Below are 16,190 nucleotides of genomic sequence, written 5' to 3'. Positions count from 1 at the left end.
GCCCCGTCGTGCCGCTCAAGCCATCTCTCAAGTCCGTGGTTACACCGAGGAGACAAGATCATCCCCGGCAGATTCCACGTAACTTTCAAGATGCTGAAGCGACAGATGTATGGACGCGCCGGCTTTGCGCTCCTGAGGAAGCGAGTTCTACTCGCGTCCTGAGCCTGACTACTCCACGAGTCCGAAGCCGTCCGGGAACGCTTCCAGGAATTCACGGCGGCCGGGATCGGTCTCGGCCTCGGTCATCGCCTCGATCACCTGCTGGAACTCTGCACGCTGGGAGTTCGACAGGCGATCCATCATCGCGGCGACACCCTCCAGTGCCTTCACCGCATCGTCCTGGTCCATGTGCTCGTCGTCCGCGCTCTCGAGGAACCAGGCGAGGTCCACAAGCGCTTCCGCCAGGGCGCGGGTCAGCGACGGGTACTGCGACATGGACGATCCCCCCGAAGGCGATGGCTGCAGAACTCTCCCCGCACTCAATCACACACGGCCGACAACACTCACCCTCACCTAGCCACAGAAGTGGACCAGAACCCGTTTTCGTGAACAGAGCCAGTCGTGCTTTCCGCGGTGCCGTGCTGCCGGGTACGACTACTGTGCCGGTCATGTCCGACGATCCGAGCGACGCCCGCCCGCACGCTGAACCCGCCGCGCCCGTCGGGCGGTTGGCAGATCCGTGGTTCCTGGTGAACGCCGACCCGGGAACGGTGATGGCGCTGCTGGACACGGCGGCGGGCCCGGCGGCGCGACTGGCCGCGTCGGTGTACCGGGCCTCGACGGACCTGCACCGTGACGTCACCGCGGGGGTGCGCCGACAACTGCTGGCGCTGGACGCGGCCCGCTACGGGGACCGGGAGCTGTCCGCGCGGATCACCGCGGCAACGGTGGAGGGCGAGCCCGCCGCACCGTGGGGCGTCGAGTGGGCCACCGGCTCCCAGCTCGACCGGTCCCTGCGCCGTATTCCGACCGCCCACACCGACGCGTTGCTGGCGGTGGCGACAGCGGTGGTCGACGGCCGCCCCGTCGTGGTCACCGGCGGCACCGACCGGGACGTGCGGGTATGGGACCTGACCACCGGCCAGCAGATCGGCCAACCCCTCGCCGCCCACACCGGCCAGGTGGGCGGGGTGGCGACAGCGGTGGTCGACGGCCGTCCCGTAGCGCTCATCGGCAGTGGTGACCGGACCGTGCGGGTATGGGACCTGACCACCGGCCAGCAGATCGGCCAACCCCTCGCCGCCCACACCGGCCAGGTGGGCGGGGTGGCGACGGCGGTGGTCGACGGCCGTCCCGTAGCGCTCATCGGCAGTGGTGACCGGACCGTGCGGGTGTGGGACCTGACCACCGGCTGGCAGATCGGCCAACCCCTCACCGGCCACGCAGGCACGGTGTCGGCGGTGGCGACGGCGGTGGTCGACGCCCGTCCACTCTTGGAGCCCCAAAAGGGAAAGGGCGCGCGGTACCCGATGCGCGCCCCTTGGTCCCCGTCATCCGCCTTGCCGAGCAAGCCCGTCCCGTTCTGACGCAGGCGAACGCTTTGTCAGCAGGGGTTGGTAGCCTCCGCCATGACTTTTCCGCTTGCCACCTTCCTGGGCACCACTGCCGCGATCGGCAGCGCGATAGCCGCAGGGCTCGCCCTGCTGTCGTCCCGTCGATCGAACGAGGCGTCGCGGGCCGCGAATTGCACCGCCGACTCGCTGGCCGCGATCGAGCACGACCGCTGGCACCGCAAACTCACCCCGCAGATCCGACTCGCCTTCGTGCCTGGCACGAGCACTCTTCAGATGAAACGGACTGGCCCCGTCGGCCTGGACCGCCTGGACCAGGTCATCGTCACTGTGCAGAACGAGGCTGGCGTCAAACACACCGGGCATTCCCATCTCGGCGGATCACCATCCGAGAAATGAGCTCGCGGCGGTCGTGTGGTCGCCGCTGCGCTTGAAGCCGGGCGTCAACGAGGCCGATTGTCGGCTCGGCCGGCTCTCGGAGACGTTCGCGCTGGAGGCCGGGTATCACCAGCCGCTTGCAATGGAGCCGAGCCCCGCGTCGCGTTGGAATACAGGATCCTGGGAACGGCAGTGGGAGGGCAAGCCGCTCCGGCTCAAAATCGAGTGCAGGCGAGACGGCACAAACCGTGGTTCATCGCCGCCGAGGTGGCCGCCGTTGATCTCCAAGCGCCAGCCACCTGACGGCCAGACAAGTTCAGGCCTGAATCTCGGAAACATGACCCACAGTTGCCGAACGTGGCACGTCACCGGCTTGGATTGGTTTGGATCAGGAGTCGCCGGGCGTACCGCCCGCGATGTCACTGAGCAGTTGGGGAAGGAGGTCCTCCTCGTACACGGGGACGGAGCGCTTCACCATCGCGGACGCCAGGCCGGGGTCCCAGGGCGAGTCCGTGTCCTGCAGTCGCAGGAGGTCGGCGCCGTCGGTGCCGTCGGGGGCGGCCGCGAGGTAGTCGGCCGCGCCCATCCGCCACGGGATCGCGTCCGGGGCTGCCGCGAGGAGTGCGCGCACGTGTGCCAGGCCTGGCGGGTCGAAGTCGGCTCTGACGGCGATGCGCCAGCCGACATCCGCGAGGAGCGCGATCGCCTCGCATTCCAGTTGTGACGGCGTACCGGCGGTGCAGATCACCCTGGGTGCTTCGGCTGTGGCCCCCGCCAGGGCATGGCGGTTCGCTGCGGCGGCCAGGACGGAGGGGTTCTCCGTCACGAACACCCACTCGCCGGTGGCCGGTGGCGGCTCCCACGTGATCGGGGCCAGTTCTCTCGGCGGGATGGTGACGGTCGCCCCGGCCGGGATGTGCCAGCCCGTGGGGTGGACCCCGGTGACGATGAGCCCGCCGAGCAGGTCGTCGTAGTCCACACCGAGGCGTGCCCAGCTCGACCGCGCGCCCGAGCTGGGTGATCCAGTGAGCGCGAGGACGAGCGCCGGCAGTGCTCCTGCGTCGAGTGCGTGCGGGTTTCCGGGCACCAGGAGACGGCGGTCGATGCGTTGGCCGGGCAAGGGCAGGCGGGATGCCACCTGCAGTGCCTGGTCGAGGAGTTCGGCCGCGTCCTGAGTGTGGGCGAGTCGGGTGATCCAGCCGAGGCCGCGCAGCCGGCTGAAGAGGGTTGCAGGGCCGAGGAGTTCGCGGACGTGGCCGGGCAGGGTTGTCAGAGAACTATCGAGCTGGGCGCGGATTCGGTCGCTTGCCGCGTTCTTCTCGGCGTGGCCGCGGGCCTTTTCTGCCAGGCGCCGGTTACAGGCGTGGGCTGCGACGGCGCCTGGGGTGATCCGGGGCCCGCGGGCGGCGAGCGCTGTGGTGAGTTCCTCGAGGGTAATGCGGCGACGCTGGCCGGGCTCCAGCGGTCTTCCCCGGATGAGGCCGGCTGCGGCGGCGCGCTGCGCCGGGTCGGCAGGGACGGTCACCGTCACGGCGGGCCCGGTGGTGAGGTGTTCGTCGCCGCGGCGGTCGGCTGTCGCGGCGAGGGCCTGCCACAGCCAGGCGAGTTCGGGCCGCAGCAACGGGGTGAGGTCGGCGTCCATGCATGCCCCGCTGCACAGCTGGCAGCTCATGCCGGTCCTCCCGCCTGGCCGTCGTCCTGTCCGGGGTCGCCAGGCAGGACCTGGTTCGTCCGGATCAGCATGGGGAAGGCGACGACGGTGCCGTCGCTGCCTGCTTCGAGGTCGTGGGCGTCGATTCCGTCCCATGCGCCGGGGGCGCCGTCCCACAGGTAGGAGGTGCACAGGATGTCCAGGTCGAGTTCGGCGAGGTAGCGGGCGAGGCCTTCGCGTCCGCGTTCGTCGACTTCGGCGGGCACTTCGTCGAGCGGGACCAGGCGCAGTCCGGTGGGTGTGTGGCGGTCGTAGTTGGCGGCGATGGCGGCGAGCATGGGGGCCAGGACGACGAGGCGCCGTTCGCCGCCGGACAGGCCAGTCCGTGAGCCCCATTGACCGGTGACGGGTGTGCCGTCGGGTCCGGGGCGCTCGACGAGGTAGCGGACGGTGACCCAGGTACGGATGTCGACGGCGGCGGCGAGGCGTTCTTCCATGGTGGAGCCGTCTGCGGCGGCCAGCAGTGCCTGGAGTGCTTGGCCGACCTGTTCTTTCTGTTCTTCGGTGCGGATCGCGTCGCCGACTTCGCATGACAGGTGGTAGACGGTGCGGGTGGCGGCGTCGAGGTCGTCCCGCAGGGCGATCTGGACCTGGACTCCGACTCCGGAGGATGCCTGGGCTGCGCGCATCTTGCGGTTGACGGTCTTCCTCCACTCCGTCAGGGTTGCCCATGCGGTCCCGAGCGCGGCGGGCAGTCGTCCGATGACGAAGTCGCGTAGTGCCGCCGCTTCGGCGGCGTCGAGGGCGGCTCGGGCTCTGTCGGCGAGGGTCTGCGCGCGGGTGGCGGCATTCAGGGGGTTGTAGGGGGTGTCCTCGTGGGTGAGGACGAAGGCTTCGAGCTGCTCGAGGCCGGCGGGCGGCTCGTCGCGGGCGACGGTCCAGGTCTGGGCCAGTTCCGCGCGCAGGGTGTCGTAGCGTTCGCCGAGGGTCTTCTTGGAGGCCGTGGGACGTCGGGCGAGGTGCTCTTCGACGGCGTCGAGGAGGTCGGGCCCGGCGGCGTCTTCGCGGAAACCGGCCCAGTCGGTGTCGGCGCCGAGGGCCTGAGCTGCAGGGGGCCAGGCGAGCAGGGCGGCTAGACGAGCCCGGGTGGTCTTCTGCTGGGGGCGCGCATCGTCCAGCCGTTCCCGGGCGGAGGCGAGCGCGAGTTCGCAGGCGGTGAGGTGTTTCTCGGCTTCGACGGCGTGTTCGCGGGCTGATGAGAGTTCGGAGTCAAGGCTCGTCGCCTGGGCGACGGCCTGCTCGTAGCGGCGTGCCGCGTCGTCGGAGTCGCCGTGGGACTGTGTCTCGGTGAGCTCGGCCTGGGTCTGGAGCACCGTGGTGTGTGCGGTCCGGGCAGTGTGCTGAAGTTCGGCGAGGTGCTCGGCGAGAGCGGTTTCGTCCGGGAGTGTCCGAAGGGCGCGCTCAAGTCTCGGCAGTAGCCGCGAGGTCATCTGCTGTGAGCAGTCGGTGAGTGTCCGGGTGCGTGTGCGGCCGTCCTCGATCAGGTCGGCCAGGCTGTCGGGGTCGGCGGGCAGGTCCAGGCTCCGTGCGCGGGCCGTCCAAGCGGTGTTCCGGCGTTTGTGCTCGGCCGCGGCGTCGGCGGCGCGCTGGCGCAGGGCCTGGGCCGTGTCGTGGCGTCGGTGTGCTTCCTTGGCGGTGCGGGCCCGTTCCGCCTCGGCGTTGGTCAGCTCGCCTCGTGGAGGGAAAGCCCGCGCCTGACGGCGGACCGCGTCGCGCTGCCGTCCTCGATCGGCGGCGGTGTCGCGCTCGTGGTCGGCGAGGATTTCGAGTTCCTCGGCGGCCGCGTCGAGTTCGTCGGCTCTGGCTCGTGCGGTTGCCAGGCGCGTGCGGGCGCCGATGTGCGAGGCAGGGGGGATCTCGGCGACGGCGACTCGCGGGTCTGCGGTGAGGGGGCCGATCGCGAAGGTGCCGTCGCGCCCGATGACCGGGGCAGCGGTACCTCGGTGGCCGGTGGCACTGTCGGCCAGGGCGATGCGTTCCAGGACTGCCCGGGCGAGTTCCGCCTGCGGATGGCTGGGGACGACGGTGAGGACGGCGGTCAGATTGCCCTCGCACGGGCTGGCGCCCGCAGGGCTGACTCGCCAGGCGTGAGTGGCGGCGCCGTCCGCGTGTAGATGGGCTCCGAGGATTCCCGAGTTGGCGAGCGCCAGCTCGATGAGTGCTTTCTGGTCGTCCTTGTGGTCGGCTTCGGGGTGCCATTCGAGCAGCGCGCCGAGCGCGGTGTCGTCGTCTCCGGGGCCGGCCCAGTCCGGGCGCGGCAGCGGGAGCAGCTTTCCGGCGCGCAGGCGGCGGGCGTCGTCGCGGTTCTGTCGGGCCGCGTGGTCATGGGCGGCTGCGGCTTCGAGGTGCTGCTTGGCTTGGTTGTCGTGGGCGGCTGCGGCACTCTCGCCGGTGTGCAGGGCCTGCTCGGCCCAGGTGTTGAGCTGGTCGCGTACGGCGGAGGGTTCGGCGTGGGCGAGGGCTTCGACGTCGTCGGTGTCCCAGATCTGCTGCGCGTCGCGGTGGGTGGCCGGCTCGTCGGTCAGGCCGCGCAGATGTGGGTGTGCGAGCGCCCACCGGGCGACGTCGGCGAGTGTCTGATGGGCGGCCGAGCGGGCGGCCGCGGTGGCGTGCTCGTGGGCCTGGTCGGCTTCGTCGTAGGCGTTCTCGGCGTCGGTCGCCTTGCGATGCGCGGTTCGGGCTTCCGTGTCGGCGGCGGCGACGCGCTCGTGGTCCCGCAGGACGAGTGCGGCCTTGTCCGCTGTGGCGCGACGTTCCTGGGCTGCAGCCGTCCAGTCGGTGGCGAGGTTTCGCAGGCTCGCGTCGTCGTGGGTGAGGGTGATTCCCGGCCCCGGGTCGACGGCTTGGTCGGCGACGGTCCGGGTGGCGCGGGCCCGGGGGTAGTGGGCGATGAGGGTTTCGAGCGCGACGGGCCGGGCGCCTGCTTCCTGCGCGGCCGCCGCGATCTCTTCGATGTCGCCGATGACGTCGTCGAGGGCGTCTCGGCCTGTCGCGGTCTGCTTGCGGGCCTGCTCGGCTGCGGCGCGCAGGCTGGCGTAGCTGCTGGCTGCGGCGCCCTGTTCGGCTTTGAGTCGCTTGCGGAGGTCCATGGCGCGCCCGTGGGACCGGTAGGCGTCGCTGGTTTCGATGGCACGGGCTGCGGCCTGGGCCGTGGTGTGGGAGTCGTTGAGTCGTTGGACCTCGGCGGCGGCCCGTCCGGCGGCGGACTGCGCTTCGGAGAGTTCGCCGCCGCGCTGTTTGACGTGCTTTTCGCGTGTCCGGGTGTCGGTGTCCGACTGGCGGGCGGCGGTGTAGGCGGCGCGGGTGACGTCGACGACGTGCCCGGTCCACACACGGGCAAAGTCCTGCAGGTGGGTGGCGGCGTGTTCGTCACGTTCGAACGCGTCTCGGGTGGTGTTGGACTCGGCGAGGGCCTCGGCGGTGGCCGAGAGGACGTCGCCGGCCACACCGGGGAGGGACTGGCGCAGCGCGTCGGCGGCCGCGGCCGGGGAGACGTCGCCCAGCAGTGTCGGGTTGCGGACCTCGCGCAGGCGTGAGGCGAGGAGGCGCAGTTCGTCGGCGGTGGTGGACCAGATGCGGGCGGCGAGGTGTTCGACGTAGGACTCGGGGTCGGGGAACACGTGTCCGCCGGCGGCCTGGATGCGGGCGGTGAACTCGTCGATTTCGAGTGCGCCTCCGTTGGGGCCGCGCAGCGCCAGTTCCTTGAGCGGGCGGCCGGGCACGGTGAAGGGGACGACGTTCACGGCAGGTGTGGAGCTCGGCGAGTATTGGAGGCGGACGCCGAAGCTCACCATGGGATCGGCGGTCCCCTGCGCGGCGCTCGCGGCTCGCTCGTCGTCCGGGGTGGCGAAGGTCAGCCACAGGTATCCGTAGCGACGGCCCTTGGTGAGCGCTCCTTCGCTCATCAGCCCCTTCAGTGTGGTGGGACGTGCCTTGCCGGCCGCGAGCTTGGCCGCGTTCAGATCGAGCAGGTACGGCCACAGGGCCTCCAGCGCGGTGGTCTTGCCGGTCCCGTTGGGGCCACGCAGCAGCAGCCGTCCTGAGGCGGCTGGCAGGTCCAGATCGCCGTAGCGCCATACGTTCGACAGCCCTGCGCCGGTCAGGCGCCAGCGGCCGCCGAAGCGGGTTGCGTCTCCGGCTGGCGGAGGTGTCGGTGGGGTGCTGAAGTCCAGGTCGAGGATGTCGCTCACAGGAGGTACTTCTCCGGGGTCTCGTCGGCTGCGGATTCGCTGAACAGTCCCTGCTGGACTTGGACGGGCCCGCTGTTCTTCGTGGCGGTTCGGCGACGGGTCGGGGTGTTGCGGGACCGCGCGGTCTTGGGGACCGCGGTGCCCTCCGCCGCCCAGCGGCCGGCGGTGGGGGCGAACCACCAGGTGAAGCTGGCCTGTTCGCCTGCTGCGGGCTGCGGCGGGGGGAGTCGGGCGAGGTTGGCGCCGGTCAGCAGGTCGCGGACTTTCCCGGCGAGCAGGGCCGGGTCTTGCGCGTACTCGGCTCCCCAACCGCCCTTCCCGGAGGCGTTGTTGTCCGCGAAGCCTGCCAGTGCGGCCAGCACCTGGTCCTCGGCCAGGCCGCGCCAGCCTGGTCCGGGGCCGCCGTCGCGGGTGCCGCCCAGGGCGGCGTAGTCGAGCAGCAGCAGTGCGGCGTGCGCGATGGTGCCCGGTGCGGGGAAGGGGATGGGGCCAAGTTCGCGGAAGTTCCGGAAGGCATCGTCCGGGACGACGAACGCGGCGCCTTCAGCGCGGCGCTCCAGGACGAGCCCGAAGGCGTCGGCCAGGGGCCCACCGTCGTCGCCGCGTACCCGCTGGCTCAGCCACTGTGCCTCGGCGTCGTCCAGGAGCGCGGTGTGCACGCAGGTGTCATCGACGAGCGCACGGCGCATCCGGCGGGCCGCGTCCGGTTCGCGTTGCACCTGCTCAAGCCATGCGCGCGGGTCGGAAGCCGGATCGAGGGTGCCGGGGTTGACGATGACGTAGGCCAGCCGGGTGTGGTGGACGGCGAGCAGCACAGGGGCCTGCTCGTCGTGCAGGTAGCTGTCGAGATCGCCGTCGAGGCGCTCGATGACGCCGCGTTCGTCGAGCATGCGCAGGCCGGCGAGGATCGCACGGCGCTCGGCCATATCGTAGGCGACGGGAAGTCCGGCTTCTGCGGCAGCTGCGCGGGCCTGGGTGACGAGGTGTCCGACGGAGATGCGCGGCAGCATCGACTCGGCAGCCGCCATCAGCAGGAAGAACCAGGAGCAGACGGCGGGGCTCGGCCCTTGGGTCGCCCATTCCCGCGGGCGCGGGGGCGGACTCTTCCGAAGCCGCACCAGGTCGCGTTCGATGATCAGGACCCAGCCCATGCGGGCCACCGCAGAGCGCAGGGCGGGCGCGTTGCGGCGTACTGCGGCGATCAGGTCGTCCTGGCGGCCGCCGACCAGCCACGGCGTGGCGGCCAGGCGGCACAGAAGCGTGGCGACCTCGGTGTCGGCCTCGGGTCGCCAGGCTTTTCGCCTGCGCAGCGGCTGGCGGGCGGGACTGCCATCCGGCCCTGGTGCGGGGTCGAGTGGCCCGGAATCCGTCCTCTCGCTCATGCTGCGCCTTCCTGCCGAATCACGGTGTCGGGGGCCCCATCCGCAACGGGAATCAGTGGGCCGGGGCGCGGAGTGAGGCTCAGCGTGACGCGCGCGGCGGTGTCGTGTGTTGTCGCGGTACCCACGACTGCGGCGAGGGCAGCGGCCGAGGGACGGCGGCCGGGCTGGTGGAACAGGGCGATCCGGCCGGGCAGCAGGACGCGCCAGGTGGGGGCGGTCAGGGCGCCGGTATCGCGGCCGGTGTGGACGAGGGTGCAGGCGAGCCCGTCGCTGGTCCCGGTGCGCCTGGGGCCTGTTGCGGTGGTTCGGGCGGCGGCCATGAGAGCCGCCAATGCGGCGCGGGCGGCGGCCTCGTCCAGGTGTTGTCCTGGAATCGAGGCCAGGACCCTGGCGACGGCATCCGTGTGCTCGGCCTGCCGCCGTGCCCGCGCCTGGGCGACCTGCGCCCTGGCCGCAGTGTCGTCACGCGGCTTGGCGCCCCCGCCTCGCGGGCCCGAGCGGCCGGTGGTGCGCAGCAGGGTCGGTACCGGGACTTGCGGCCCGCCGCGCCAGGACGGGTTGCGGCCGGTGTCGTCCTCGTCGGCCTGCCCGTAGAGCTTGCGCCAGGAATGGTCGCCCACTGCGGCTTGGAAGATCTGCACGCCGATCTCCGGTGTCAGCACCGCCCGGGCGAGGCTCAGAGCGCGGGTGCGGGTGGAGACAACCCCTGACGACGAGTGGAGCCGGCGCAGGTTGGCGTGCATGCTCGGCAGCGCCCGGACCAGGCGCAGCGAGAACCGGGCCGCTCGTCCGCCGCGGACGTCGAACCAGGCACACAGTCCCTGCCAGTCTTCCGCGCGGCCTCCCCGGGATGCGCTGAGAGCACCGGCGGCAATGAGGTCGCGGGCCTGGGAGGCGTCCACGGTGGCTTGGGCCAGCAGGCCGAACCACGGGCGGAGCACCGCCAGCGCTGCGGCTGCCCGTGCGGAACCGGAGTCGAGCTCGGAGGCGACGCGGGTCGCGTAGTCGACGAGCAGGCCCTTGAGGTCGTTGGTGCGCTCTTCGTCCAAATCGAACCGGTCGGCGAGGCCCACCAGCGCGTCCTCCGCACCGACCAGAGCGGCGTCGAGGTCGTCGTGGCTGGTGAATACCGTGCTGACCGCGTCCAGCATCGCGGTATCGAGGCGTGTGGCGGCCGGCTCCCCTGTGCCCAGAGCAGCGGCGAGTTGCTCGAGGTGGGTGACGATGCGACTCAATGACACGATCGGGATTTCGCGCACGGTCGCGGTCCCCGCCAGGACCTGCCGGTAGAAGCGCTGGACGTGGCGGCCTGCGGGACTGGCGGTGTAGCGCCAGTTCCGGGCGAGGATCTCGACGTAATGGCGGGCCCGGGTGGTGTCGGACCGCACAGAGACCGCCCCCATCGCTTTGAGCGCGTCCAGGCGTACCTCGACCAGACGCGCCTCCATACGCAATCCTGTCGCCGCCAGCGCAGCCGTGACCTCAGCGACCGTCAGGTCGGTGACCGACCCCTCCAACACATCCATGATCGCGATGTAGTCGCCGGACTCCGGCCGTACCAGGTATCCCACGACCTGGCGCGCGTCGCCCGCATCGCTGCCCGCATCGGGACTCTGTTCGTCTACTGTCACCACTCCCCCAGCCGCGCCCAACAAGCACATGCCCGATCTCCCGACGAAAAAGTAGCCCCCTCCCCTGACAGCGCATCGGGGTTCCCGTCAATTCACACAAATCTCCGCCGCCTTACATGACTGGAATGCGGTGCTCGACGCTCGGAGCGGAACACAGGACTGCGACCGGGCCGCACCTACGCCGGGGACGCCTCAGATCTGTACATGAGCTGCGCTTACCCAACCCGAACGCACCGACATCCGAAGCTGGAGCGCACTTCGGCGCACGGAATCGCCGCAGTGCTACCTCACCAAATTCGGCCATTCCCGCGAGCGCCCCGGCAGTGGCTAGCATGCCAGAGAAACTTGCCACTAATTCGATAATGCGTTCTATATTAATCAATCAGACAGCCCCATCTCCGCCCAAGCCGCCCAGTGCGCCAGGCCGCGTACGCCAGGGGCAACCGCTGCAGGCCGAGTACCCGGCCCTCGCCGCCCAGTTCGACGGCTGCGCCGAGAACCCAGGTCTGACAACCGCCATGCCCCCCCCCCCGCTCTGCCCTGGAGTCACACTGGCGCTGCGCCAACTGCCAGGCCCCAGGGTCAAGTCGAGCCGGGACCGAATCGAGAGCTCCAACCTCGGCCAATCGGCCTGCCCCTTCCTGCTGACCGGACATCCGGGCGATTGGGACGCCTGCTCCGCGCGTGCGGGGGGCGGCTCCCGCCGTCCGGATATCACCGCAGTCGGGCTCGGCATCGCTCCGCACTACTGAGTCAGTGTCTGTAGGCCGCTTGCTAGGTCGGTCTGCACCAGTTCGTCGCGCTCGGCCGGTGTCAGCCAGCGAGCGGACGACCCGGCAGAGGACCGTTCCACCCAGAGCACGTCATCGACGGCTTCGGCGACGGCGTGCAGGTGGCTGATCACCATGACGAGCCGGTCGCCACCGGTCTGGGTACGCAGCACCTCGAGGGCCGAGTCGAGTGCGGTGGTGTCGAGGGCTGCGAAGCCTTCGTCGAGAAACAGGGAACCGAGGGTTGGGCCGCTGCGGGAGTGCAGCTCGGCGAGGGCCAGCGCCAGGGCGAGCGATGCGAGGAACTTCTCCCCACCGGACAGTCGGTTCGGATGATGGACGACCCCGGAGTTGCGGCTGACGATGTCGAGATTGTCGGCGAAGCCGAATCGATTTTCGGACATTTGACCGAGCAGATCGCTGGCCACGCCGAGCAGTGCGCGGGTGCGCAGTGCAGTGAGGTGGCCCAGGAACTTGGCGTCGACCAGTTCGCGGCGCAGGACTTCCAGCGCCTCGTAGCGGGCGGTGCCCGCGTCGATGGCGAACTCGAGGTCGGCGGCTGGCTTGATCAGGTTCTGCGCTACCTGCTGCTTGTGGCGCTGGTCCTCGGCTTCCTTCGTTGCCTGTGCCTCTGCGGCGACGAGAGGGTGGAGAGCTTGGGGTGCGGTCAGGTCGGTTGCGGGATCGAAGCCTTCGATGTCGGCGAGTGCGTGGGCGTGTTGGTCGAGGCTGCTCTGCGCGGCGGCTGCGCGGTCGGTGGCGGTGTTAGCGCGGTCGGCGAGTTTGCCGTCCAGTGTCGAGGTGGTCGTTGACAGTTCGGCGGCGTACTGGCGGATCTCGGCGAGGGTCGGCTCTGCCGGGGCTCTTGGCACCTGGTGCCGGTCGGCCTCGTCGAGGTGTGTGATGGCCTCGGCGGCGGCCTGGGCCCAGGCGTCGAGGTTGCCGCGCAGCTCGGTCAGTGGGCGCTCGAGGTTGGTGTGGGTCTCCTGGTCGAGGGCGCGCTGGTCGGCGACTGCTCGAGTCTTCTCCGCGCGTTCGGTTTCCCTGCGGTCGAATAGCTCTTGGACTTCGGCTTGGCGGGCGGTGACGGCGGCGGCAGCGGCGTTGGCCTGGTCGGCGGTCACGTCGATCGCCTCGTGCGGCAGCATCCCCTGGATACGGTGGGGAAGTGCGCTGACCTTGGCGGCGGTTTTGGCAACGGCGCGGGTGTGCCGTTCGGTGGTCTTCGTGGCGTCGTCAGCGTCGCGCTGGTGGGAGTTCTTGCGCGCTGTCAGGGTCTTGCGGTCTGCTTCGATCCGGGCAGTGTGGCGGTGTATGTCGGCCCGCAGTTCCTCCGCGTGGCTGTCGGCTGCCTCTTCGCATGCGGTGATCGTGTCCGTGATCAGGGTTGTGTCCCGCTCGAAGTGGTCGGGGTGTTCGTCGCCGGCGGCGGTACGGTCTGCCAGGGGCGCGGTAGCCGCGGCCAGCTTCGTCGGAGCCGACTCGGTGTCGAGTCCGGCGCCGGTTTCGGCGGCGAGAGCCACGAACTCGGCGAAGGCGTGTACGGCTCGTGCGGTGGCGTCTTGAGCGTTCTGCTGGGCGGTCCGATGGTCGCGTCCGCGTTCACGCACCATCTCTTCGGCCGCGGTCGCAGTAGCGCGAGCCTTGGTGAGGCGGTGGGAGGTCGCATCATACGCGGCGTGCGCCTGGCTCAACTGTGCCTTCGCGTCGGCCGCAGCGGCCGCGTCGGTTGCGGCTTCGGGTTCGAAGTCGGCCGGGAGTTGCTGGTGGCATACGGGGCAGTCGCCGTCGGGGTGCAGTTCGGCAGCGATAGCGGCGGCGTTGTCGCGTAGTCGGAGTGCCTCCAGATGCGCCTGGGCGGCTGTAAGGCCGCTGCTCGCGGTGGCTACTTCCTCTTCCAGCGGGCCGAGGGCGTCGTGGGCGGAATCGCATCTGCCTACCGCGGTGGTGTGAGCACTTGCGGCATCCGCGATACGGCGGGCTGCAGAGAGGGCTTCGGCCAGCAAGGTGCGGACGGTTGTGGCACGTGCGCGGATGCGCTTGCTCGTTTCAGCGGCGGCGCGGGCTGCTTCTGCCAGTGGTTCACCGCGCTCGGCGCGCTCGGCCAGCTCGGCTTCAGCCATGGCGATGGCGGTGTGTTCGTCGTCGAGTTGGTTGGTGAGCGCAGCGAGCCGGTCATCCTCGTGGCGGTGTTCCTCGGCGTCCGCCGCGAGGGTCGCCAGGATCAGGGCGGCCTTGGTGAGGCGGTCGCGGCCTTCTCCCTGGGCGTCCGTCTCCGCGATCGCTGCGGTCAGTTCGCCTTCTCGGGCTTCGGCCTGGGCGACGCGCTGGTCCAGGGCGTCGCGCCGCGCGGCGATGTCGGCGGCGACGGGCTCAAGTGCATCGAGGAGGGCCTCGGCGTGGGCCACCGTGCGCTTCGACAGGTTCTGCGCGGAGGTGGCGGCGGCGGACGCGACATGGCGGGCTTCAGCAGCTTCGTCCCTCAGCGCGGTGATGCCGCCGATGGCGGCGTTCAGGCGTTCGGCGCGGGCTGCGGCCACGTCGGCGGCCACGGCAGCCTGTGTGGCGGCTTGTGTGGGGTTGTCCGGCATCCCGGCACGCTTGGCCTTCGCATCACCCAGCAATGCCTGGAGCGTGCGGGTACGGTCGTCGGCCATCCGGCGGACCGACACCAGTGAGAGTGAATCGGTGCCAAACAGTTCGCGCAGCCGCTCGCTGCGCTCCTTGACGGTGCCGGTGAGGAGTTGGTCGAACTTGCCCTGCGGGAGCAGCCCGACGCGCAGGAAGGTGTCGTAGCTCATCTGCAGCACGGCCCGGATGCGAGCGTCGACGGCGTTGGCGCCGTCGAACTCCTCGCCGGTGTCGAGGTTCGTGAGGTGGTGGCGGCCGGCGTTCGGGTTGGTGGCGTGCATGGTGCGGTGGACGTGCCAGCGCTGTCCGTCGTGGAGGAAAGTGAGTTCGACGCTCATAGCCTTAGCGCCATCGGCGATGAGCTGGCTGGACTCCTTGGCGGTCCAGGTGCTCTTGCGGAACAGGGCGTAGGTGATGGCGTCGAACAGGCTGCTCTTGCCGGCGCCGGTGTCGCCGAGGGCGGCGATCAGGCTCTTGCCGGTGAAGTCGATGGTTGTCCGGCTGGGGTAACTGCGGAATCCGGTGAGGTCGAGCGTCAGTGGCTTCATGCCGTCGCCTTGGTTGCGGTGGTGTCGGTACCGGTCAGCAGGCCTGAGCGGTCGATGGCATCGAGGGGCTGGCCGACGATGGCCGCGGTAAGCAGGGTCTCCTCGCAGCACGGTGCGGGGTCGTCGGGGTCGGGTTCGGCTCGCAGGTGCGAGAAGGCGGCCATGGCACGGTCCAGGGCCGGGCCAGTGGTGCCGCGGCCGGAGAGGTAGTCGCGCAGCAGGTCCTCGGTGGCGGGCAGTTCCTTGGCGGGGGTCTCCTGGGCAAGGATGTGGTTGGGTGTCGTGGCGCGGCGCTCGTCGATGTCGACGATCGTCGCCTTGGGCAGCATCCTGGCGAGGGTGTCGGACAGGGCCGGGTTGAAGGCGTCCACAGTCACCGCCACTTTCACCCAGGCGTCGCCAACGCGACCGGCGCGCTGCGCGATCTCTTCCAAGGTGCCCTCCAGGCGGATCAGGCGGCGGCCGGAGGACAGCGGTACAACTTCGATGCTCGGCGCGGCACCCGGGCCGATCTCGGCCAGCACAACGCTCTTGGTGTCGCCAGCCTCGCCGAAGTCCATCTGCAGCGGGCTGCCGGCGTAGCGGGCCGGGAATCCGGCCCGGCCGACGGATTGCGGCTTGTGGATGTGACCGAGGGCTCCGTAGGCGACGGCGGGCAGGTCCGCGGGCGCGGCCGCGTAGTCGGCGGCGATGGAGATCTGCCGTTCCGAGTAGGAGGGGGTGGCCCCTTCGACGAACAGGTGGGCGGCGAAGACGAGGATGTCCTGGGCGCGGCGCCCGGCGGCCATGCGGCGGTAGACGTCGGCCTGGACGGCACGCATCCGCTCGGCGTAGGCCGCGGTCAGCAGAGCCGGATCGGTGAAGTCGTAGGTGAAGCGGTTGGGGTGCAGGTAGGGCAGTGCTCCGATACGCAAGGTCGACTCGCTGTTCTTGGTGGGGTATTCGGCCACCAGCAGTCCGTCGGGGCGGGCGTCGGTAGCGAAGCGGACCCTGGCCTGGTTTCCTGCGCGGGTGCCCATGTCGTTGAGGACGAATTCCAGGAATGCCAGGACGTGGGGAGTGTCGTGGTTGCCGGCAACGACGACCACCGGGGCGATCGTGCCGAGACGGCGCAGTGCATGCGCTGCACGACGCATATCCTCCAGACCCGGTCGCGAGCTGTCGAAGAGGTCACCGCTGTGCACGATCAGGTCTGGGGCGCAGTCGACGGCGATCTCGATGATCTCGTCCAGGACGGCATCGACTTCGGAGTCGCGCCGGAAGCGGCCGATCTGGCGGCCGAGGTGCCAGTCGGAGGTGTGGAATACGCGTCCTGTCACGGGGCGCCTCCCGGAAATGGTGGCGCGGGGCGGTGTGGTCCGCGCCGCAGCGGTGGAGTGGGTCAGGCTCTGCCGACTGTACACCGCATCTCAGGAAGAAGTCTGGAAAACTCTGGAAC

General features: G+C 70.4%; 9 protein-coding genes. 2 read left to right on the top strand and 7 right to left on the bottom strand.

The genetic code is table 11. The features are described 5' to 3' along the window. Window positions 1–168: 168 nt before the first annotated feature. Window positions 169–435, bottom strand: coding sequence for a hypothetical protein (locus tag AB0R04_RS31620; protein ID WP_363377075.1), 267 nt, complete (start codon window positions 433–435; stop codon window positions 169–171). Between the two features lie 173 nt (window positions 436–608). Here AB0R04_RS31620 and AB0R04_RS31615 point away from each other — a divergent pair, with 173 nt between their 5' ends. Together AB0R04_RS31615 and AB0R04_RS31610 are read left to right on the top strand one after the other, a co-directional pair. Continuing rightward, the gene (locus AB0R04_RS31615) at window positions 609–1,526 is read left to right on the top strand and encodes a hypothetical protein (protein ID WP_363377074.1); all 918 of its coding nucleotides are present in this window, start codon (window positions 609–611) and stop codon (window positions 1,524–1,526) included. A gap of 42 nt (window positions 1,527–1,568) precedes the next feature. Next, window positions 1,569–1,910, top strand: a complete 342-nt coding sequence (locus AB0R04_RS31610) for a hypothetical protein (protein WP_363377073.1) — start codon at window positions 1,569–1,571, stop codon at window positions 1,908–1,910. A gap of 367 nt (window positions 1,911–2,277) precedes the next feature. Here the strand turns inward: AB0R04_RS31610 and AB0R04_RS31605 are convergent, their stop codons facing one another. From AB0R04_RS31605 to AB0R04_RS31580, 6 genes are all read right to left on the bottom strand, one after another. After that, on the bottom strand, window positions 2,278–3,561 hold the full coding sequence (locus AB0R04_RS31605; RefSeq protein WP_363377072.1) for a DUF2399 domain-containing protein: 1,284 nt from the start codon (window positions 3,559–3,561) through the stop codon (window positions 2,278–2,280). Beyond that, complete coding sequence (locus AB0R04_RS31600; RefSeq protein WP_363377071.1) at window positions 3,558–7,790, bottom strand: SbcC/MukB-like Walker B domain-containing protein; 4,233 nt, start codon at window positions 7,788–7,790, stop codon at window positions 3,558–3,560. Before AB0R04_RS31600 ends, AB0R04_RS31605 begins: the two co-directional genes overlap by 4 nt. After that, window positions 7,787–9,172, bottom strand: a complete 1,386-nt coding sequence (locus AB0R04_RS31595) for a DUF2398 family protein (protein WP_363377070.1) — start codon at window positions 9,170–9,172, stop codon at window positions 7,787–7,789. Before AB0R04_RS31595 ends, AB0R04_RS31600 begins: the two co-directional genes overlap by 4 nt. Beyond that, window positions 9,169–10,803, bottom strand: a complete 1,635-nt coding sequence (locus AB0R04_RS31590) for a DUF2397 family protein (protein ID WP_363377069.1) — start codon at window positions 10,801–10,803, stop codon at window positions 9,169–9,171. The genes AB0R04_RS31595 and AB0R04_RS31590 overlap by 4 nt, the downstream gene beginning before the upstream one ends. Before the next feature lie 745 nt (window positions 10,804–11,548). Then, a complete protein-coding gene (locus AB0R04_RS31585; RefSeq protein ID WP_363377068.1) occupies window positions 11,549–14,752 on the bottom strand; it encodes an SMC family ATPase in 3,204 nt (1,067 codons plus the stop codon). Next, window positions 14,749–16,071: an exonuclease SbcCD subunit D gene (locus tag AB0R04_RS31580; protein ID WP_363377067.1), complete on the bottom strand. Its 1,323-nt coding sequence runs from the start codon at window positions 16,069–16,071 to the stop codon at window positions 14,749–14,751. The genes AB0R04_RS31585 and AB0R04_RS31580 overlap by 4 nt, the downstream gene beginning before the upstream one ends. Window positions 16,072–16,190 lie beyond the last annotated feature (119 nt).

Origin of the sequence: Kitasatospora sp. NPDC056731, assembly GCF_040687675.1 — a bacterium.
Taxonomy (GTDB): domain Bacteria; phylum Actinomycetota; class Actinomycetes; order Streptomycetales; family Streptomycetaceae; genus Kitasatospora.
Note: the sequence above shows the minus strand (reverse complement) of the source record. Positions and strands in the feature narration are given on the sequence as shown.